This is a genomic window from Nitratidesulfovibrio oxamicus (genome assembly GCF_015731765.1).
Lineage (GTDB): Bacteria > Desulfobacterota > Desulfovibrionia > Desulfovibrionales > Desulfovibrionaceae > Cupidesulfovibrio > Cupidesulfovibrio oxamicus.
Genome location: NZ_VRYY01000651.1, coordinates 1 through 20,563, shown reverse-complemented (window position 1 = coordinate 20,563; position 20,563 = coordinate 1). Strand labels below are relative to the sequence as shown.

Annotated in this window: 14 protein-coding genes and 1 pseudogene; 12 read left to right on the top strand and 3 right to left on the bottom strand. The window is 56.7% G+C overall.

Annotated elements, in window-relative coordinates; genetic code table 11:
- Positions 1–47 precede the first annotated feature (47 nt).
- Positions 48–980, bottom strand: a complete 933-nt coding sequence (gene fcl, locus FVW20_RS16810) for a GDP-L-fucose synthase (protein ID WP_196610490.1) — start codon at positions 978–980, stop codon at positions 48–50.
- Between the two features lie 46 nt (positions 981–1,026).
- The gene (gene gmd, locus FVW20_RS16805; RefSeq protein WP_196610489.1) at positions 1,027–2,175 is read right to left on the bottom strand and encodes a GDP-mannose 4,6-dehydratase; all 1,149 of its coding nucleotides are present in this window, start codon (positions 2,173–2,175) and stop codon (positions 1,027–1,029) included.
- 552 nt (positions 2,176–2,727) lie between these two features.
- Here gmd and FVW20_RS16800 point away from each other — a divergent pair.
- From FVW20_RS16800 to FVW20_RS16750, 12 genes and pseudogenes are all read left to right on the top strand, one after another.
- Complete coding sequence (locus FVW20_RS16800; RefSeq protein ID WP_196610488.1) at positions 2,728–3,600, top strand: ABC transporter permease; 873 nt, start codon at positions 2,728–2,730, stop codon at positions 3,598–3,600.
- A gap of 31 nt (positions 3,601–3,631) precedes the next feature.
- Complete coding sequence (locus tag FVW20_RS16795; protein WP_231039197.1) at positions 3,632–5,008, top strand: ABC transporter ATP-binding protein; 1,377 nt, start codon at positions 3,632–3,634, stop codon at positions 5,006–5,008.
- Between the two features lie 337 nt (positions 5,009–5,345).
- Positions 5,346–5,454: pseudogene (locus FVW20_RS19860) on the top strand (IS1595 family transposase); the annotation flags it as partial.
- A gap of 982 nt (positions 5,455–6,436) precedes the next feature.
- Positions 6,437–6,712 (top strand): sulfotransferase domain-containing protein, encoded by a 276-nt coding sequence (locus FVW20_RS20175; protein ID WP_196610486.1) that lies wholly within the window; start codon positions 6,437–6,439, stop codon positions 6,710–6,712.
- Entirely contained in the window at positions 6,706–7,266 is a 561-nt protein-coding gene (locus FVW20_RS16785) for a hypothetical protein (RefSeq protein ID WP_196610485.1), read from the top strand. Before FVW20_RS20175 ends, FVW20_RS16785 begins: the two co-directional genes overlap by 7 nt.
- Positions 7,267–7,328: 62 nt before the next feature.
- On the top strand, positions 7,329–8,075 hold the full coding sequence (locus tag FVW20_RS16780; RefSeq protein WP_196610484.1) for a TylF/MycF/NovP-related O-methyltransferase: 747 nt from the start codon (positions 7,329–7,331) through the stop codon (positions 8,073–8,075).
- A gap of 154 nt (positions 8,076–8,229) precedes the next feature.
- The gene (locus FVW20_RS16775) at positions 8,230–9,744 is read left to right on the top strand and encodes a glycosyltransferase family 4 protein (RefSeq protein ID WP_196610483.1); all 1,515 of its coding nucleotides are present in this window, start codon (positions 8,230–8,232) and stop codon (positions 9,742–9,744) included.
- Position 9,745: 1 nt separating this feature from the next.
- On the top strand, positions 9,746–11,893 hold the full coding sequence (locus tag FVW20_RS16770; RefSeq protein ID WP_196610482.1) for a glycosyltransferase: 2,148 nt from the start codon (positions 9,746–9,748) through the stop codon (positions 11,891–11,893).
- A 152-nt stretch (positions 11,894–12,045) separates the two neighbouring features.
- Entirely contained in the window at positions 12,046–13,986 is a 1,941-nt protein-coding gene (locus FVW20_RS16765; RefSeq protein WP_196610503.1) for a polysaccharide pyruvyl transferase family protein, read from the top strand.
- A 64-nt stretch (positions 13,987–14,050) separates the two neighbouring features.
- On the top strand, positions 14,051–15,724 hold the full coding sequence (locus FVW20_RS16760; RefSeq protein WP_196610481.1) for a glycosyltransferase: 1,674 nt from the start codon (positions 14,051–14,053) through the stop codon (positions 15,722–15,724).
- Between the two features lie 48 nt (positions 15,725–15,772).
- Positions 15,773–17,755, top strand: a complete 1,983-nt coding sequence (locus FVW20_RS16755) for a hypothetical protein (protein ID WP_196610480.1) — start codon at positions 15,773–15,775, stop codon at positions 17,753–17,755.
- A gap of 50 nt (positions 17,756–17,805) precedes the next feature.
- Entirely contained in the window at positions 17,806–18,930 is a 1,125-nt protein-coding gene (locus FVW20_RS16750; protein WP_196610479.1) for an acyltransferase, read from the top strand.
- A gap of 215 nt (positions 18,931–19,145) precedes the next feature.
- On the opposite strand, the gene FVW20_RS16745 is transcribed toward FVW20_RS16750, so the two are convergent.
- The coding region (locus FVW20_RS16745; RefSeq protein ID WP_231039196.1) for a PAS domain S-box protein at positions 19,146–20,563 on the bottom strand (1,418 nt) is incomplete at its 5' end.

The following is a 20,563-nucleotide window of genomic DNA, read 5'->3' as shown; positions in this document are numbered from 1 at the left end:
CCTGCCGTTGCTGTCGGCGTAGCCCGCGCCAGTGCGCGGAATCCGCCTTACGGCCTCATCTGGGCGAGATACCAAGCATAGGTTTCGGCGATGCCTTCGGCAAGGCCGATGCGGGCGCGCCAGCCTGTGGCCGTCAGCTTCGATACGTCAAGCAGCTTGCGCGGCGTTCCGTCGGGCTTGGATGCGTCGTAAACGATGTTGCCGGTGTAGCCCACGGCCTTGCCGACCATGGCGGCAAGCTCCGCGATGCTCACGTCTTCTCCCACGCCCACGTTGACGATTTCTTCACCGTCATAGGCTTCCATGAGGTGAACGCAGGCGTCCGCCATGTCGTCCACGTGCAGGAACTCGCGCCGGGGCGTGCCGGTCCCCCACACCACCACTTCGGGTGCGCCCGCCAGCTTCGCCTCGTGGAACTTGCGCAGCAGCGCGGGCAGCACGTGCGAGTTGGCGAGGTCGAAGTTGTCGCCCGGACCGTAGAGGTTGGTGGGCATGACGGAAATGGCGTTGAACCCGTACTGCCGCCGGTAGGCCTGGCACATCTTGATCCCGGCGATCTTGGCGATGGCGTACCATTCATTGGTCGGCTCCAGCGCGCCGGTGAGCAGATGCTCTTCCTTCATGGGCTGGGATGCGAACTTGGGATAGATGCACGACGACCCCAGGAAGCACAGCTTGCGCGCGCCGGTCCGGCAGGCCGTTTCGATGATGTTGACCTGTATCTGCAAGTTGTCGCGGATGAAGTCCGCCGGGTAGGTGTCGTTGGCGAGGATGCCCCCTACCTTGGCGGCGGCGAGGAACACGTAGTCGGGCTTTTCCCCGGCGAAGAAATCCTCGACGGCGGCCTGGCGTCGCAGGTCCAACTCGGCGCTGGTGCGCACGAGCAGGTTGGTGTGGCCGCGTGCCCGCAGGGCGCGCACTATGGCGCTTCCCACAAGCCCCCGGTGTCCGGCAACGTAGATGCGAGCGTCCTTTTCCATGGGCGATGCCTTTGCGGCGCCGGGCCCGTTCCGGACCCGGTCGCGCTTATTCGTTGTACGAGAAGGACTTGAACCCGGCCACCGTGCAGACTGCGTCGCGCATGGCAAGGTTGAGGTCTTCGCGGATCATCTCGGCGACCATCTCGCCGAAACCGATGCGGGGTCGCCAGCCCAGGCACTGCGTGGCCTTGGTGCAGTCGCCGAGCAGCGTTTCCACCTCGGTGGGGCGGAAATAGCGCGGATCGACACGCACTACCACGTCGCCGGGCTTGATGGCGCAGGCAACGCCGTTGCGTCGGCCAGTGGCTTGCATGAAGCGGTCCATGTCCACGGCGACGGCGATGCCCTGTTCGTCGAGATCCTTACCTTGCCATTCCAGGGTCAGGCCTATTTCCGCAGCGGCGGCATTGACGAAGTCGCGCACTGAATACTGCTGGCCGGTGGCGATGACGAAGTCCTCGGGGGCGTCCTGCTGGAGCATGAGCCACTGCATCTCCACGTAGTCCTTGGCATGTCCCCAGTCGCGCAAGGCGTTGAGGTTGCCGAGGTGCAGGCCGTTGGTAAGCCCCAGGGCAATGCGGGCAAGGCTGCGGGTGATCTTGCGCGTGACGAACGTTTCGCCGCGCACGGGTGATTCGTGGTTGAACAGAATGCCGTTGCAGGCGTACATACCGTAGGCTTCACGGTAGTTCACCGTTATCCAGTAGGCATACAGCTTGGCGCAGGCGTAGGGCGAGCGGGGGTAGAAGGGTGTCTTTTCCGTCTGCGGGGTTTCCTGCACCAGTCCGTACAGTTCGGAGGTCGAGGCCTGGTAGTAGCGGGTTTTGCTCTCCAGCCCCAGGGTGCGGATGGCCTCCAGCAGGCGCAGCGCGCCGAGCGCATCCACGTTAGCCGTGTATTCCGGCTGTTCGAACGAAACCTTCACGTGGCTTTGCGCCGCAAGGTTGTACACCTCGTCGGGCTGCACGCTTTGCATGATGCCGATCAGGTTGCTGGTGTCGCACATGTCCCCGTAGTGGAGGATGAACCTGCGGTCCTCGACGTGCGGATCCTGGTACAGGTGGTCGATGCGGTCTGTGTTGAACAGGGACGCGCGGCGCTTGATGCCGTGAACCTCGTATCCTTTCTTCAACAGCAGTTCGGCAAGGTAGGCGCCGTCCTGCCCGGTAATGCCCGTTATGAGTGCGCGTTTCATGGTGCTTCCTGGCTTTTGGTGAACTGGAACGGGAAAGCAGGCATGGCGGAAACAATTGGAGCCGCCGACTTGAACGGGTGCGAACCGTGGCGGAGGATGCCCGCGTCCTTCGTCCGTTAGCCTTTATCAACCGGACATGGCAATGTGCAAGGGTGCTTGCCCTTGAGTTGGCATGGCAACCGGACAACCGTGCGGCGCATGCGGCTCTATCCGCAGCAAAAAGAGCGGTGTCAAGCGTGCGTCAGGCGCGTGGCTAATCTAAATGTTTCCCTTTTTCGGCCATCTGCTGGCGTATCGGTATATTCCGGGTATTTGTTTGTAGCGGCAGATGGTTGCTTTGTAACGAAGGAATATAAGACAGATTTATAGATCATCCCCGACGGGGGCGTGTGGGGCTGGTTCTGCTTTTTTTTTGTTTGCGTATTGCATGGGTAGGCATAGCCTTTAGTGGATTTGCATGCGCGTGGGAAATCATGTATTCATAGTTTGGAAAGGTTATTTCATAAAAATATGTCAGAAAATGCAAACTCAGCGTATAGTGCGAATGTGCCCATGTCATTAATCGGTCAAAAGCGCAGCTCTGCGCAAATCCGCTGCATATCGGCCCGTGGAGATAGCCTGCTGGCCAGCCATCCGCTGGCGTTGCTGCGTACCTTGCTGGCACGCCGCGACTTGCTGCTTCAGTTGTTGCGACGCGACACTGCCGCACGCTACCGTGGAACTTGTCTTGGGGGCGTGTGGGCACTTGTTACCCCGCTTTTGGTGTTGGGGGTCTATACAATTGTATTTGGTGTCATATACCAGGCTTCACGTTTCAATGGCGGCGTAAGTGACTACGCCCTCACGCTTTTTTGCGGCTTTATTCCCTGGTGGTTGTTTGCCGAAGTGGTAGGTGGGGCCCCGTCGTTGATCCTGTCGCGGCCCAGCTTTGTGCAGAAAATGTCCTTTCCGCTCGAGATGCTTCCGGTCGTTCATCTTGGGGTTTCGTTGTTCAATTCCCTGGCGGCGTTGGTCATTCTGTTCGGGGCACTCGCGGTGAAAGGAGTGCCCTATCATCCAACACTGCTCTGGCTCCCGGTCTTGTATATTCCCCTTTGCCTGTGGGCGTTGGGGGTTGCCTTCATCTTGTCCGGGGCTGGCGTGTTCTTGCGCGACCTGCACCACGCCGTCGGGGTCGGGTTGCAGTTGTGGTTTTTTGCTACCCCCATAGTCTATTCGATGGACATCGTTCCTGAGCGCCTGCGCCCTTGGCTGCGTTGCAATCCAATGACTGAAGTTGTCGAATTCTTCCGGCAGGTCATCTATTTCGGGCAGGCTCCAGATATGGCCTCCCTAGGTATTGTCACCGGGCTGGGGTTTTGTCTTATGTGGTTCGGGTACATGATTTTCATGCAAGCGCGAAGGGCATTCGCCGATGTCATGTGATACACCAGAGGCCATCTCCGTTGACGCGCTCATGCGCGATGATTCCGATGTGGTCATTGCCGCCGCCAACCTTGGCAAGTGTTACGACGTCTTTGCCAGGCCGCGAGACAGATTCAAACAAGCTTTGCTGCGGCGTCAGTGCGGTCATAAGTTCTGGGCTCTGCACGATGTTTCCTTCACGGTGCGAAAAGGTGAGGCGCTCGGCATTTTGGGGCATAACGGCGCTGGCAAAAGCACTTTGCTTCAGATTCTAGCCGGTGCGCTTCGCCCTACCGTGGGAGAAGCGCGCCTGCGGGGGCGGGTGGCTTCGCTGCTTGAACTGGGTAGCGGTTTTCTGCCGGAGTTCACGGGCCGCGAGAATGTCTTCGTCAATGGCACCGCCTTGGGGCTTTCGACGGTCGAAATAGCTCAACGTATCGAGGAAATACGAGCGTTTGCGGATATTGACGACTTCTTTGAGCGTCCGGTCAAAACGTACTCCAGCGGTATGTTTGTCCGCCTTGCCTTTGCCGTGCAAGCCTGCCTGGACCCAGACATCCTCATCGTCGATGAAGCCTTGGCCGTCGGCGACATTTTTTTTCAGCAGAAGTGCCATGCGCATATGGACGAGCTGTTGCGGAAAGGTACTGCCATACTACTCGTGACGCATGATGTGCAGGCCGTGCGTAAATACTGCTCTTCTGTGATCGTTCTTGAAGGTGGGCGCGTTGTTCATCAGGGGGGCGTTGAAGAAGGGGTGCGCAGATATTTAAATCGTGTAGCTACCGTAGCGCGAGCTGGTCTCGCGTTTTCTGAAAAATCGACAGAGACAAGCTCTTGTGTCTCGGATTTTTCTGAGGAAATACTTCCGAATTGGCCAGGTAGCGATGTCTTTTTTGATTTGAGTCGAGCAATAAGCACTGATGGGGAGGAGGGGGGAGTTCGCGTTGATGGGTTTGGGCTAAGCTGTAAACACGGACTGGCTCGACGTGATTTTGAGCAGGGTGAGAGTGCGTATTTTTATGCTGAGATGACAGTCCTCCGTGATATGCAGCAGCTTGTAGCTGGAATAACGTTGTGGACTGCGGATAATGTTGCTGTTTATTGTCAGAGTTCTTTGCAGGTTAGTGCAGGTATTCCTTGTGAGCTTAAGAAAGGGGCGCACATTAGGATGTGCTGGACTATTGTGCTGTCTATTGCAAGGGGGCCGTATACGGTCACATTTGATTTGGCAGAATATCCTAAGTGGATGTCAGAAAGTATTGAAACGGTAACGCCTGAGAATTTTTGGTCATTTGGTGTTCCGCTTGTGAGCCTTGTCCGCGTTGGTTCGTTTGTTGTCGTTGCGCCTCTCGAGGGGATGCGCATCCCCTTTATGGGTTTGGCTGATCTTGCGACAACGGTTAAGGTCCAACGAGTTGGTAGGTAATGTTTTTGGTAACACCTAACCAAACCGGACCTGTGGTAGGCCGGTCTGTACATGAGAGAATGCCGAAGTGCACGTACTCCCGAGCTTGGTGCCTTGCCGATGGCCGCTCCAAATGCCGTCGTTGCGGCAGCAAGTACTCGTGGAAAACCGCCTGGGAGCTTAGTCGCCTTTCTGAGGCCGAGAGGCTCTAGGCGCTGGAACTCTTTGTCTATGGCGTGCCGCTGTTTCGGCAACGTTTCCGGGTGGAGGCGAGTGCCCCTGCGTTGGAGTACTTGTATCGTACTTTCGCACCTGCTGCGCCTACCTGAAAGAATGCCCGGAGTCCTTTGAAGGAAGCCTTGAATGCGATGAAAGCTCGTTTGGCGGTCACCGCAAAGGCAAACGGGGGTGGGGAGCCGCTGGCAAGTTTATTGTTTTCTGGATCGTCAAACGGAACGGACAGGTCAAGGCCTTCTCATTGCATAGGCGAACCCGGCGTGAAATGTTCGAGTTGGTGTGTGAACATACACTTCCGGGAAGCCTTTGCTACATTGACGATTGGCAGGTTTGCGCGAGCTTGAGGGGTCGCGGTGAGCATGATGTTGTGGCCGCCCCAAGGACCGCGACCACGTTAACGGAATTGAAGGATTCTGGAGTTACGCCAAGAACTGGCTTTACTCATTTCGAGGTGTACCCAGAAAAACTTTCCACCTTATTCTTGGTGAAGTTTGTTTCCGGTTTAACCACCGGAAAGAAGACTTATTTCCCATACTTTAAAAGCATTGAAGGCAAGGCCTGCGAGAGATTTTACAACGAATTAGTCCGGTTTGGTTAGATATTGCCATATTTTTCAGGCTTTTTATGGGCACGCGTGCAGGCTCTTGGCTATGATTGAGTTGTGCTCAAGGTTGTTTTGGGCAGCCCGATAGAGTTGGAATACTCAATTGTGCGCGATTTTGCATGGTTTTTGTTTGGTAGGCATCTTGCGGGTTGCCAAACGTGTAGTAAGGAGATTTTGTGGACGTTGGAAGTGTTCTTGTTGTTGCAACCTATTCTCGGTTGGTTGCGACGAGGATGATTCGACCGTTTCAGGATATCTATGCGCCAACTCAAGAAACCGAAATTAGTTTTTAATTATTTGAGAAGGCAAGGGTTGAATGGCTGTGTATATCTGACGTTTAAAGATGATACGTGTCGTTTTTATCATTAAAGCGCGCATGAGTGGAAGGATTTTTGTCATAAAAAGCATGTATGGCTAAGTATAGTTGTGTTGTAGGCCTCATATTGTTGCGTTGCTTTTATATGCATTGAATATGTGAAGAGTGCTGTGGGTGTTCGTTTCGATGCAAAAAATTTTATGGCTTTTTTAGTAGAACATGTTGTTGTGTGGGTGGGGGCATGTTCGATAGTTGGTGTTAATTTAGCGGTGTTGGAACCTGGAAGCTTTTTGTGAAGTATGAGGAAATGAAAAAAGAGTTCGCAATGACTTTGAGTAGCATCGTGGTGTTCGTAGGGCGGCATCTGTCTGTAACGATATTAAGTTGTCGTGAAAGTGTGTGTTCTTCGCATGTGTTTGGAAATACCAATGCGTCTTTTCTTCGTAAGGGAGTTTGTGGCGATTGGGGAAAATATTTTTCAAAGCATCAGGTTGATTTTATTGGTAGATCTGCTGGGGACGTTATAGTGGTGATCGGTTCCCCCTTGTGTAGGAGTGTTCTGTGGTGATGTGTCTTTTCCGGCGTATTCGAGCCGCGTTACGCTTGAGGCCACGACAGGCTGGTGTAACGTGGAAGTCGATTGAGTATTTTGATCCATCATGGGAATTGCGTGTTGTTGCTTTGTGCAAACTTATGCAAGGTGAGAAGAGTGTTATAGATCTTGGATGTGGAATGCAGCTTTTACGTCACCATCTCTCTCGTGAGGTAAAGTATTTTCCTGTTGATTATGTGCGAAGAACAGATGATACAATCGTTTGTGATTTTAATGCACGTCAATTTCCGCATATTTATGCCGAACTAGCATTCATTAGTGGATGTCTTGAGTATGTAGAAGACGTGCCATGGTTTGTAGGCGCTATCTCAGGTGCCTGTGATGCTGTTGTGCTTTCTTATTGTTCAGTAGAGAAGTATCCTGATTTTCAGTTGCGAAGGTCTCTTGCTTGGGTTAATGATATGAAACGGCAAGATATTATTGATTTGTTTCGAGAGAGAGGGTTCTTTCTCTGTGGAGAGGTTGAGTCTCCAGTGCATGAACTACTCAGGTTTCAGCGGAAATCATAAGGTTCGGCGGGCGTCGCAGTGTTTCAGGTCGGGCGTGTAGGTAAGTTGCAGGAGTTGTGTTAATGGGTGTGTATGGTTTTTTGCGGGCAATCTTTTGCAAGAATGCTCGGCAGTCGTCTGGTTGCACGGGGGCGAAAGAATCTTTTTTTGCTGAATTAGCGAAGCGAATGGATACACAAGGCCTCTCTTACCTGGGTGTTGAGGCCCTGGTAGACCTTGCGCAGACGATGGTTGAAGTGGATGAGTTGGGCGTCCCCGGCATTGTGCTTGAGGCAGGGTGCGCATTGGGGGGATCTGCTATTGTTCTCGCTGCGGCAAAAGGGGAGGGGCGCCCTTTGCATGTCTATGATGTATTTGGAATGATTCCTGAGCCTTCCGTCCATGATGGGCCTGATGTCCACCAGCGTTACGAGGTTATTCGTTCGGGCTGTTCCGAAGGGCTTAAGGGAGGGGCGTATTATGGGTATACCCCTGACTTGCTCACAATTATTTCCAAGAACTTTGCTGATGCAGGCTATCCTGCACATCAAAACACCGTGCACTTTGTTAAGGGATTGTATGAAAATACACTCTATCCCAAAGATTTGATTGCGTTGGCGCACATTGATTGCGATTGGTATGAGTCGGTGAAGGTTTGTCTTGAAAGGATTGGGCCCTGTCTTCCTGTGGGCGGGCGTATGGTAATTGACGACTATGATCATTATAGCGGGTGCCGATTAGCTGTGGATGAGTATGTAGCTCGCCATGGCAATGAGTTTAAATGTGAAAGACGTGTGCGATTGCATATTGTTCGTGTTGAGGTTGCTTAATTTTTGCATTTTGACTGTGCATTTGTTTTTTTGCTGCATTATCTTGCCTGTAGGTTTTTTTGGAATGTGCTTTGCAGGCGCTCTTGTGGTAGGATGATTCGTTCGGTTTGACTTATGAGTTGCTCCGAGGGCGAATCGTAGAAAGGTTCTGAACATGAACATACTCACGATCAATGCCCTTCCCTCCGGCGGGGCCGCATATGCGGCTCTGCGGCTTCATGTTGCGCTCATGGCCCATGGGCATCGAGGTACTTTTGTTTGTACCGACCCGGTATTGCCCGGCTGTTTGCCGCTCAATTATACGAGCCCTGGCGGGGCACCCCTGATGTCATCGCTGTTCAGGTACTGGGACAGTCTTACTACCCCGGATTCGCGGACTGAAGCCGCGTGTGAGCTTTTTTCGGACATGTCCACGGTTTTGTTTTCCTGTGCTGTGTCCGATGACGCGATTGCCCAAGCTGACATCGTCCATCTGCACTGGGCGCAGGGGGTACTGCTTTCTCCCAAGCTTTTCCCGCAGTTGTGCGGGAAGAAGATCGTGTGGACCTTTCACGACATGAATCCCTTCACGGGCGGCTGTCATTACCATGTCTCGTGCCGCCGCTATGACCAGCAGTGCGGCGAATGCCCGATGCTGGTCACCCCAAGCTCCAACGACCTCAGTGCGCAAAGTCATCGGCTGAAGCGGGAACTGTATCCTCATCTTGATCTGGCGTTGGCAAGCCCCAGTGCATGGCTTGCCAAGCTTGCTAGCAACAGTTCGCTTTTTGCCGGCCAACCGGTTGCGGTTATCCCCAATGCGCATGACATCAAGCTGTTTTCCCCGCGCGACAGGCAGGCGCTTCGTGAGGAGTATGATGTCCCGCAAGACGAGTTCGTCGTTCTGGCCGGGATGGAGTCGCTCGACAACCCCCGCAAGAACATCGAGTGTGTTATAGAGGCAATGGAAATATTTGCAGAAACGTATCCCGAAATCCCCTTTGAACTTGTCATGTTTGGTGGTGGTGGCGTGCTTTCCGCCTCGTTTTGCATCCGCCATGTGGGAAGCGTGGAGAGCGATACTCTGGCGGACTGGTACAATATGGCCGACGTTTTCGTGCACCCTTCGAAGTTGGATAATCTTTCCAATACTCTTTGCGAGGCGCAGTGTTGCGGAACGCCTGTGATAGCTTTCGATACCGGGGGAAGTGCCGAAGCGTTCCAAGACGGTGTGACGGGCTTCATTTCCGAACTGTCGCCAGAGGCGTTGGCTCGTACCATCAACAAGATGTTCATGAGTGACCGTCCGCGCATGCGCGTTGCAGCACGCGAATTTGCATCCCGTAGATTTTGCGAAGAATCTGTTGCGCAACAGTATTCGCGCGTATATGAAGAGCATGCCGGAACTGGGGGCCGCAGGCAGAGCCATGGGTCTCTCGAAGAGGTTCTCGTGGCCAATGTCATGGACAGCCTTTTCAAGGTGATGGTCGCAACCGGCGCGTATTGCGAAATAGCGGTGCAGCCGTCTTGCGCCAAGGGTGGAAAGCGGGGCGGCGGGATGGAAGAGAGTGGGGCGTACCCAGAAGATTCGCGTCGTGGCTGTATCATTCGCCCCGAAGCGAGTGCGTCTTCGGGAACGTGGATCGGGGCAATGCTGCAAAAGGTTCTCTCGCTGAGAAAGTGTGAATAGTATGCTTGATGTTTTTAAGGGCAACAAAAATGATTTCACGTTGCCCGAGACGCTGCCTGGCGGAAGTCCTTGGCCAAGGATTTCTATTATAACGCCTTCTTACAATAATGCGAAATATATCGAAGACACGATTCTTTCAGTCTTCCTGCAAGAGTATCCGAATGTAGAGCACATCATTGTTGATGGGGCATCCAAGGATGGCACGGCGGCTATTCTGGACCGGCACAGAGAAAAACTGGCCCATGTCATCCAGGAGCCTGATACCGGACAGTCGAACGCCATTAACAAAGGGATGCGTCTCACAACCGGTGACATCGTCACTTGGTTGAACAGCGACGACATGTTGGCCCCCGGTGCTCTCGCCTCAATCGCCATGGCCTTCCATACGTCCGGCGCAGATATTGTGGCCGGTGGGTGCCAACTGTACCGTAACGGTCGATTCCTCGGAACCCATCTGACCTCGTGTGCCGATGGGCCGTTACCTGCGGATGAGATTTCCGATCTTTACGGGGGATGGCAGACCGGTAAGTTTTTCTATCAGCCGGAGGTCATGTTTACCCGCGATCTGTGGTTACGGGCTGGCGGGTATGTGCGGGAAGATCTGCATTTTTGCATGGACGTTGAGATGTGGCTTCGATTTGCGGCGTGCGGTGCCATACTGCATGTGATTGGCGCCCCGGTTGCCATGTTCCGCCTGCATGAGGAGCAGAAGACCAACAATCCGCATGCCTCGCCGGATGAATATCTTCCCGTCGCCAACGCTTGGCGGGCAGAGCATGGCTTGGCGCCCATCACAGGGCGGCGCCAAGCCGATCCCCCGCCTCCGTTGCGCGTTGCCTTCGTGAACGACATCGGCTTTTTGTACGGGGCTGGCATAGCGCACAAGCGACTTTTCAAGGGGCTTGTGGCGGCTGGCCATGTCTGCGAGGCTTGGACGACAGGGTTTCAGGGCGACAGGAAGCGGTACGAGCAGCGGGCTAATCTGATTTTGTCAGAATTGCACAATTTTGCTCCCGACCTTGTGGTATGCGGCAATCTTCATTGTACACTGGCAGATTCAGGCATGCTGGAACGGCTCACGGAAGACTGGCCTACCTGTTTCTGTCTTCATGATTTGTGGCTGCTTACCGGGCATTGTCCGCATCCGGGATTTCTTGATTGCGACAAGCACGTTATCGGCTGCGACCACATGTGCCCAAGTCCCGACACATATCCGGCCATCGCGCCTGGCGACATATACGCCGCCTGGACGGGGAAACGTCGCGTCATGGCCAGAGACAACTTTCTTGCCCTGGCCAACAGTGCATGGACAAGGGAGCAGTACAACCGTTGCGCTCCCGATGGTCGTGAAGCACGCCTGCTACGGCTTGGGTGCGACGAGAAGACCTTCCATCCGGGCAGCAGGCAGGGGGCCAGGCTGGAGCTGGGTCTGGATGCGGATGACTTTGTCGTCCTGATGCCGATGGTGGACTTTTCCTCCCCGTTCAAGGGGTCCATCGCAGGGCTGGAAGCTCTTTCGGGTGCCGGGCTGGAAAACCTGCGCATCCTGTGTTTCGGGATGGTGGAAAAGGAAATACTCGAGCGCTATCCGCTGTTGAAAAGCCTGGGCTACCTGTGCGAGCCGGAGCAAGTGGCCACGGCATACCGGGCCACGGACGTGGTTGTCAGCTTCAGCCATGCCGAAACGTTCGGGCAGACGCTCATGGAGGCCGGGTGCTGCGGCATTCCGACGCTAGCGTATCGGTGCACGGGGCAGACTGACGCCGTTGCCGACGGTATTGCCGGTTTCCTGGTACCCATGTCGCCTGCCGCGCTCATCGACCGGTTGCGTGAACTGCATCGTAGTGCGGGTCTCCGCAGTGCCCTGGGCACATGGGCGTACATCCATTCCAGAAACACGCGTACGTTACACTCCGAGTACCACAGTTTCCACACGGCTCTGGAGCATGCGCACCTTCTCCCCGCCGGGCGCATCGGCAAGAACATTTTTTTCGATGTCGCCCTCTCCCAGAGCGACGTGGTGATGCACATCGAAAAGCCGAGTTCGTTTGGCATGTTCAAGGACTGGGTCCGCAGGATGCTTCCCTACCCGGTATGGACGAGATTGCGGCGGATGTATCGCAGCGTTTGTGGCCGGGCCAGCGCCTAGTCCGGGCTGTCCCGGTGGGTTGGTGCTGTCGGTGGCGCCTGTTGCTTTTCCGTATCTGCGCCTAGGCGGAGTGCGGGGTGGGGCTGTCCCGCAAAGGAGGGGGGGGGTGACACAGAATAATTGCACGGCTTCCATGGAGTAGCGTGACCGTCATGACCAGGATAACCGTATTCGATCCCGCGCTTGCCGATAATGCGGGCAATGCCAGCAGCAATCTGGGTGACATCATCATCACGCGTAGCGTCGACAGGGTGCTGGCCGAGCTTTTTTCCGGTGCCGATGTTGCACGCGTTTCGACGCATACCCCGCCAACGCAGGCATTGCTTGAACAAGCCCTTGATGCCGATCTCAACCTAATCGCCGGTACCAACCTGCTGTCGTCCCACGTGGTTCGCTACAACCAGTGGAAGCTGTTTGACGATCCCCTGCATCATGCCAACCCGCCGTTTCTCGAGGCGGTGCTCTGCGGGGTGGGCTGGTGGCAGTATCAGGACGAGCCGGATGCCGTCACTCGCTGGTTCTATGACCGCGTTCTTGCGCGGACGGGGCCGCATTCCCTGCGGGATGCCTACAGCCTCGGTCACCTTAGCCGGTGCGGGTTGGGGGAATTGTACAACACTTCCTGCCCCACGTTGTGGCAACTGCAGGGGCGACAGACCGCGCGCGAGGGCAATGCGAAAGTCTGCCTGTTCACGTTGACGGATTATTCCAGAAACGCTGCCGACGAAGACCTCATACGAACGCTTGTCCGTCTTTATCCCGAAGGTATCGTGTTTTTTCCTCAGGGAAGCCACGATCTCGACTACATCTCCTCCCTTTCCGCATTTGCCGAATGCCGCAACCACATAGAGCTGCTGGGCCACTCCCCCGCAAGCCTGGACGACCTGGCCGGGCGCGCTTCGTGGGACTATGTGGGCACACGGCTGCACGCAGGTATCTGGAGCCTGGAGCAGGGGCACAGTTCGCTCATTCTGTGCGTGGATAACCGGGCAAGGGAAATAGCCCGCGAGACGGGGCTGGCGGTCGTCGAGCGTGGCGACATGACCGGCATAGAGCACTGGCATGCGGGCCGACACGATGGGGTGGGCTCCATCGCGCTTCCTCTTGATGCCATAGGGCGCTGGAAGCAACGGCTGCACGATTTCTGCGAGCGGCGAGTCATGAGACGCCGTAACGACATAGGCGACGTATCGGCTCCGTCCCGCGCTGAGGGGTTACGTATCAACTTCGGATGGGTGGGGCGTGCCCGCGAGGGGTGGGTCAATGTGGGCATCGCCCAGGCGCAACTCGGTGAGATTGAGTTCTGCCTTGCTGACCCCCTGCCGTTTGCGGATGCAAGCGCCGCAGTAGTCTGTGCATCGCATGTGTTGCAGCGTTTAGAACGTAACGGCGCGTTGCGCTTTCTGGAAGAGTGCCGCAGAATCTTGCGACCGAGCGGTGTGTTGCGCCTTGCGGTTCCTGATCTGTGTTGGCTTGTCGATGGGTATCGGGCGGCCTTCGATGCTGCGCGCGATGCCATGTCCGAGGGGCAGGCGACAGGTGGAGCGGATGTGATCGCGCGCCATGAGTATGCCGTCATCAATCTTGTCGATCAGCTTTGTCGTCATGTGCCGGGTGGAGAGATGTTGCGTTTTTGGAGGCGATCACCGTTGCCAGCCGCCGAGTACGTCATGGCGACCAACGGCGTGGAGGCGGTGCGAAGCCTCATCGCCCTGCAATTGCAGGATGCGGCGGGGGAAGGCGGAGCCGGGCCTGCGCCTGGGGCGCATATGTCGGGCGCGTCGGCCCGGCCTTCCTTCATGCAGCGGCTGAAATATGCCTTCGCGCCCGGGAAGTATCCGCTGCCCGCCTCGGCGCAGCCGGACGCAGCAAACGCGCGCCTTGGCCGTTTCAGGACCTCTGGCGAGCCGCACCTGTGGATGTATGACGAAGTCTCGCTGGGGTTGCTGCTCCGGCAGGCCGGATTTGCAGATGTCACGCGGCGGACGGCGACCGAATCGGCCATTCCGGGGTTCTCGTCGTACGCGCTGGATACCTGCAACGACGGCAGCACATACAAGCCGGAAAGCCTGTTCGTCGAGGCGGTCAGGTGATGCAGTTTTCAGGCTCAAACCGTGCCGGTTCACTTTTTGCCGGCCGCCATGTCCAGGAGATGTCATGCTTCCTGTTGCCCTGATCCCCGCGTACAAGCCTTCCGCAAGCCTTGTCGATATCGTGCGCGAACTGAATGCATCCGGCGTGTTTCAGGCCATCGTCTGCGTGGATGACGGCAGTGGCCCGGAATACCGGCATCTGTTCGATGAACTTTGCGGCCTGGGGGTCACTGTCCTGCGGCACGCGACGAATCTTGGCAAGGGAAGCGCGCTGAAGACGGGCATCAACCATGTTGCCGTTCAGTATCCCGAGGCTGTGGGGGCGGTGACCCTGGACGCCGATGGACAACACCTTGCCAAGGATTGCGTGGCGGTGGCCAGGGCGCTGGCTGGCAACGGGCGGCAACTGGTGCTTGGGGTAAGAAGGTTCGATGCGGCCGATGTTCCCTTCCGGAGCAGATTCGGCAATGCCGCAACCCGCTACGTGACTAGGTTCTTTTCGGGCGTGGACGTGGCCGATACCCAAACCGGCCTGCGGGGGATACCGTCTTTCCTTTTTCCGGCCCTGCTGAAGCTCAAGTCCGGCGGGTACGATTTCGAACTCGACATGCTGATGACCGCCTGCGAGCAGCGGGTGCCGCTGCTGCAGGTGCCCATCGAAACCGTGTACCTGGACAACAACGCCTCATCCAGCTTCAACCCGTTCTGGGATTCCGTCAAAATCTACATGGTGTTCCTGCGGTTCAACCTGTCCGCCCTTCTTACCTTCGCGATCGACTACTTCGTGTTCGGGGTGATGTTCGCTTTCAGTTCCAGTGTCGGACTTGGCATCGTCTTTGCGCGGCTGTGCGCCGGAGCCTTCAACTACATGGTCAACAGGGAGATCGTGTTCAGGTCGACACGGCGTCATGTGGAGACGCTTGTGTTGTATGTCCTGACCGTGATTCTCATGGGCAGCATTGCCTACGTGTCCATTACGGCGCTTGCGGACGTCACCGGCGTAAGCGTGTATGTCGCCAAGATATTCACGGAATGCGTGCTTTTCTTGTTCAGTTTCGTCATTCAGCGCGAATTCATATTCACGAAACAGTCGGAAGCCCAGGCCACCCCACGCGCGACGGACTGGTGCGCGTATTATGATGCCAGAAGCACGTTTTCCAGCATTACCTCTGCGGTGGCATTCGCCAGTTTCAGGAAAGATATGGTGCAGTTCGCCCCGGGGATGAAGCATCTCGTCGAGTTGGGCGGGGCCAACTCGATTTTTTATGACCGTTTCAGGGCGCGCTTTCCGGAAGCCCATTTGTGTCTTGTCGATAAGTGCCCTCCGACCCGGGCATTTGCGGAGAAAATTGCGCCGGACAAGGGCACTAGCTACCTGCAGGCGGATGTGCTTGCCGATGATTTGGCGCAGCACCGCGAAAGCGCCGACTGCGTCGTCAGTTTCGGCCTCATAGAGCACTTCGACGAGGAGGGCACGGCGACCCTGATCGCCAGGCATTTCTCGCTCGTGAAGCCGGGGGGGATCGTGTACATCTCGTTCCCCACGCCTACCCGCCTGTACAGGGCCACGCGCTGGCTGCTCGAGTTCATCGGCAAGTGGCCCTTCCATGATGAGCGCCCGTTGGGTTTTGGCGAGGTTCTCCGGACTGCCGGGCAGTATGGAACCGTGGTCAAGCAAGGTATGAGTTATCGCCTGGGGTTGACGCAGGGCATAGTGGTTGTTCGCAAGCATGTGTAGTGCGGCGCGCGGCAGAAACAAACTGAAAGGAACGTGTGCGGTACAGTCATGAGCGACAGTCGCGGATGGAAGGACGTCATAGCCCTTGTGGTGGTCGTGGGGACAGTCCTTGCAATGTCGTACACCATCGGTGCCAACGCATGGTGGTATTCGAAGGAGGCGATCCATGACGATGCCTGTACGCTTGGGCACAGCTTCACCATGGGGCTCGACTTCGACCTCGATTACATGAATGAAGTGTCGCTGGGCAAATATGCCAAGGCATACAAGGGGACACCGCCCGTTCCTCCGGGTATCGGCGTCCTTTCCGCACCGTTCGTTGCCTTTTTTTCGATCTTCGATCGCCTTGCCGGGCACCCCGTTATACAGAACCATTCCCAGTATTTTGGCTCATGGGCTTTTTTTGGGGTGGGGTTGGCCTCGTCCTTTTATTTTTTGTTTGGGGTCTACCTGTATTATAGGGCGTTGCGAAGGTTTATCGACATATCGCCTGTGTTCGCGTTCTTGCTGTGCACTGGGACGGGGATACTTTTCTATGTCCTGATGCGGCCACTGATGGCGCATTCCTTCGAGTTCTTCAATTATGCGTTGGCGTTTTTCGCGTCGGTGCAGTTGTACCGCGAACAGGGGGGCAGGCAGTGGTTGTACGCCCTGCTTGCCGCCGTTGCGGTGGCGTTGGCCTGGCTGACGCGGCTGCATGCCATTTTTCCGGTACTGCTGCCGGTGGTGATAGTCCTCGGCTTCATGCTGACCCTGCAGACATATGGCAGAAGGGTGTTTCTTTCCAAGGTGGGTATGTACGCACTCTGTCTCGTGCCGTGCTTCACCCTGGCCATCCTGTTGATGTACGGGATTTACGCCGGTCCTGCCCCAAAGCTTGAGGCATACGGTAACATATATAGCTACGTCCCCGTCTATACGACGCTTCTCAAGTTCGTGGGTGACGTGCTGGCGCTCGTGGGTTCGCGTTTACTGCTTGTGCCGGTCATTCTGGTGGGCAACAGCTTTCCCCTGTGGTGCTTCATGCCCATTGTGTTTTTCGGCATTGGAGGGCTCTTCATCCATGGTGCTCTTGCCATGCGCCGCCAGGGCCGTCGTTCTCTGTGGGCGCTGTGGGTACTGCTGGCCTTCGCATACCTCATCGGTCCCGTCTCTGCCGTGTTGCTCTGGCGCATGCCGGGGTCGGCGTACGGATTCCGGTATCTGTATCCGCTCGTGCCCTTGGGGTTTCTGGGGTTCGTGCTGTGGCGGTTGCGGGCGGGGGATTCACCGGGAGTTGCCACCCGTGTGTTCATGGCTGTGGTGCTGGTTGCTTCGCTGTTCGGGACCATGGCCCCGGTTGCGTTCAATTCCAACCCCGTATGGGGGTACACCCAGTCGCCCGTCAACGAATTCGGCCTCAATGAGGGTGTGAGCGCCCGCGACAACCTTTACCGGACCATAGCCTGGCTCAGGCATCCAAGCTTTTTCAGGGTGAGCCTTGGCTATGGGCCCGGCTTCGTTTTTTTGCCCGACTCTTATCCAGGCCTTTCGCACAAGCATTCCTTCATGCACCAGAATAGCTACAAGCAAATATACGTAATGTTTGCGCTGTGGGGCGGGGCGACGATGCTCTTGGGGATGCATGCATTGCGCAGGCGGGAGCAGAAGCTTGCGGCGCGGGTATCCGCAGGAATGTTCTTGCCTGTCGCGGGTACAATGGTGCTGTTGTGGCATGGCTGCTACGTGTATTACCAGCACCGCCCCGAGGCGGCGAGCGCACTGCTTGAGCAGGCGCGATCACTCAAGGACGAGATAGCGGCTGGCGGAGTGGGTAGCGGGCCGTATGGGCTTCGGGACGGCTTTTCGATCATAAAGACGGGCGAGAACAACGTGCAGTTCCTCTACAGAGCCAGTGGGGCTGAGCATAAGCTCATCATTCTTAACGCACCCGACGCGGGCATGGTGGTGTTGTTTCATCCCGATGAGCGCGACCCGATGCGTCCGTGGTGGGCGTACGGATTCTGGACGCCGGGTGCTCAGTCGTGGTGAGGCCTGGTGCTGGCGGGGTATTGCATGATGGATTTGGTCGTGGAGGGAGTGTGAAGTCTGCTGCCGCTTCAAAAAGGCTTGCCTACCTTGATGCACTCAAGGTCGTAGCGATATATTTCGTGGTGGTCATTCACGTCGTTGGGTTCAAGGTGGCCAGTTTTGGCGGCGGGATGAGCTGGTTCGCCGCGCATTTCTTTTCCATGATGGCACGTTTTGCCGTTCCCGCTTTCGTCATGTGCAGCGGCGCTGTTCTTCTTGGGCGTGCTGCGGAAACCCGCGGCGAAGTGCTGCAATTCTACAGAAGGTATCTTGCAAGCTATGCGGGGTACCTTTTTCTGGGATTGCTGGTTGCCAAGGCGCTTTCCTTGTATCTTAGGCAAGATGTGTTCTTGCTCAAGGGGCTTGTCTACGATTTCTATGCCGGATTTGGGTCGGGAATGTGGTTCTTTTTCATGCTCATAGGTCTCGTTCTCGTAGCGCCATTGCTGCAATGCATTGTGAAAAACAGGGTTTTGACAAAGCTGTTTCTTGTATTGTGGTTTGTGTTTTGCATTGTGAATCCCCTGCTTTCAAATATTCTTGGATTGTATCATGTGTATGTTGATAATATGCTGTATGGTTCGTTTTTTGTGGGGTACTTTGTCCTGGGATATTTTCTTGCGACATCGGAGCTGCGGTGTTCAACGCGGGCGCTTGCTGGTTGTGCATTCTTGGGCCTGATGCTCGCTTCCGTAGCCGGATATGCCATGTCCTTGTGGCATGGTCAGCTTCACGAGTTTTTTTATTATAGCAACAACCCCTTTGTTTTCATGTACACGGTATCCCTTTTCCTGCTCTTCAAGAATGTTTTTGCGGGAAAGGGGGGCGGGGGTGTTCTGCGTATGCTTTCGTCCGTAACCGGGTACGTTTACATATTCCACACAACAATCATGTCTCTTGTTCCTACTGGATACAGCCAGAAAGTTCTGGTGCTGTTTTTTATAAGGGTTCCTGTCATCGTGTTCATTTCCGTAATGGTGTCATGTGTATACATTTGGATTCATCCGCTGATAGAACGATTCGTGTTGTTTCCGGTGCAGCGCATGTTGTATGGTGCACTTGCCAGCCTGTGTGAGAAGCTGGAAAACACCGTGCTCCCGTATTGGACGGCATTCAAGGCCCGGATGTTTTGCTGAGCGTGGTACGTGCAACTGGCCTGCACGGCTGCGACGCGGCTGGATGAACGGCTGATGCTGGATAGCCACCCCCTGAGGGCACTGCCACCCGCATCGTTTCCGTTTGCGTTGCCGACTTGCGCTACGGACGTTGCAGTGTGCCTTGGCGCGGGCCGCAGGCTGTCCGGGCAGGTGGCAAGGCCGGTCACAACGTGGGCACGGCACCGCATACTCCACTAGGCCAACCCCACCCCCCTCACCAGCCAGTCAATCGACCGTCCCGTCCTTAACCCGGCATCGATGAGCCAGTCCGGGGGGATGCGCCCGTTCTTGCGGGCGTTGGAGATGGATGCAGCCGACACGTTCAGGAAGCTCGCCAGTTCGCGGTCGGTGCGTGCCCCCGCCGCCTCCTTCAGGCGTTCCAGCACCATGGGTGCCTGGCGCAGTCCCATCTCGCCGGAAACGTCGCGCGCCACCACGTACACGCGTGGTTCGCCGTAGATGGTATCGTTGTACACCAGTCGTGAATGCACGGTGGAATAGCTGCCCGACAGGTTGCGGATGCGACATTCGAAGTGCTGCTCGCGGTGTTCGCGCATGGCCCGCAGCAGGGCCTGGCGCACGGCGGGCAGGTCGTCCGCGTGCAGCAGGTCCAGCACCGGCCCCATGTCCAGGGTGTAGGCGTCGTACGGCTCCTGCCGCCCGAAGATGGCCGGGGTCAGCGTCTGGCGCGACCGCCGCAGTATCCGCCCCTGGTCGTCGGTCACCACCACCACGTCGCCCTGATGGGTGTGCAGTTGTTCGATAAAGGCGTTTTCCTGCACCACCTTGGCGGAAATGTCCTGCGCAATGCCCAGAAGTCCGATGACCTCCTGCCGGTTGTCGTCGAAGATGGGCCGCCTGATCACCCTGTACCACACGGTGGGATCCAGCAGGTGCGGCACCGCAGGATGTTCCAGTTCCCGCTTTTCCTCGAACACCTTCAGCGCCGCCTCCACGGGGTAGCGGGCCAGTTCCGGCGGCAGGAAATTGTATTCGGTGCGGCCCATCACCTCGTCGCGCGTGCGGCCATAAGCGGCAAGATAGGCATCGTTGACGGCGACGATGCGCAGGTCGCGCCCGCACACCCAGGCCAGGCCCGGCAGGGCGTCCACCACGCGCGAAAAGTCGCTGGCCAGCTTGGACGAGAAGGCAAACGGGCGTTCCTGAAAATAGCCGCTGTAGGCAACCATGCGGCCCGTCGCGTCGCGGATGGATTCCGCCGTGTACCACAGGGCCAGGGGCGATCCGTCCTTGCGGCGCAGGGTCACCTCGCCGTTCTCCACTTCCGTCCGTTTGATGAGTTGGCTGACGATGCGTTTGCGCGCCGTGGGGGTAAAGTAGAACACCCGCGCGGACCGACCCACCAGTTCGTCGCGCGTATACCCGCAAATGGCGCACAGCGCGGGGCTGACCGCCTGAATGACCCCGTTGGGCAGGATGGTGAAGCCCATTTCCTGCCCCCCCTCGGTGGTGCGCAGGCGGCCCCAGGCCAGATAGACACTGCGGGGCGGATGGTGGGGCCGGGGTGCACTGCCCGCGCCGCTTCCGCTGTTCTCGCCCGCCGCACCGTCCGCACCGTCCGCACCGTCCGGACCCTCGGTGCCCGCCGCGC

Coding starts and splice junctions, on each gene's coding strand:
- fcl (WP_196610490.1), bottom strand. CDS start 980: ATGGAAAAGGACGCTCGCATCTACGTTGCCGGACACCGGGGGCTTGTG.
- gmd (WP_196610489.1), bottom strand. CDS start 2,175: ATGAAACGCGCACTCATAACGGGCATTACCGGGCAGGACGGCGCCTAC.
- FVW20_RS16800 (WP_196610488.1), top strand. CDS start 2,728: ATGTCATTAATCGGTCAAAAGCGCAGCTCTGCGCAAATCCGCTGCATA.
- FVW20_RS16795 (WP_231039197.1), top strand. CDS start 3,632: ATGCGCGATGATTCCGATGTGGTCATTGCCGCCGCCAACCTTGGCAAG.
- FVW20_RS16780 (WP_196610484.1), top strand. CDS start 7,329: ATGGGTGTGTATGGTTTTTTGCGGGCAATCTTTTGCAAGAATGCTCGG.
- FVW20_RS16775 (WP_196610483.1), top strand. CDS start 8,230: ATGAACATACTCACGATCAATGCCCTTCCCTCCGGCGGGGCCGCATAT.
- FVW20_RS16770 (WP_196610482.1), top strand. CDS start 9,746: ATGCTTGATGTTTTTAAGGGCAACAAAAATGATTTCACGTTGCCCGAG.
- FVW20_RS16765 (WP_196610503.1), top strand. CDS start 12,046: ATGACCAGGATAACCGTATTCGATCCCGCGCTTGCCGATAATGCGGGC.
- FVW20_RS16760 (WP_196610481.1), top strand. CDS start 14,051: ATGCTTCCTGTTGCCCTGATCCCCGCGTACAAGCCTTCCGCAAGCCTT.
- FVW20_RS16755 (WP_196610480.1), top strand. CDS start 15,773: ATGAGCGACAGTCGCGGATGGAAGGACGTCATAGCCCTTGTGGTGGTC.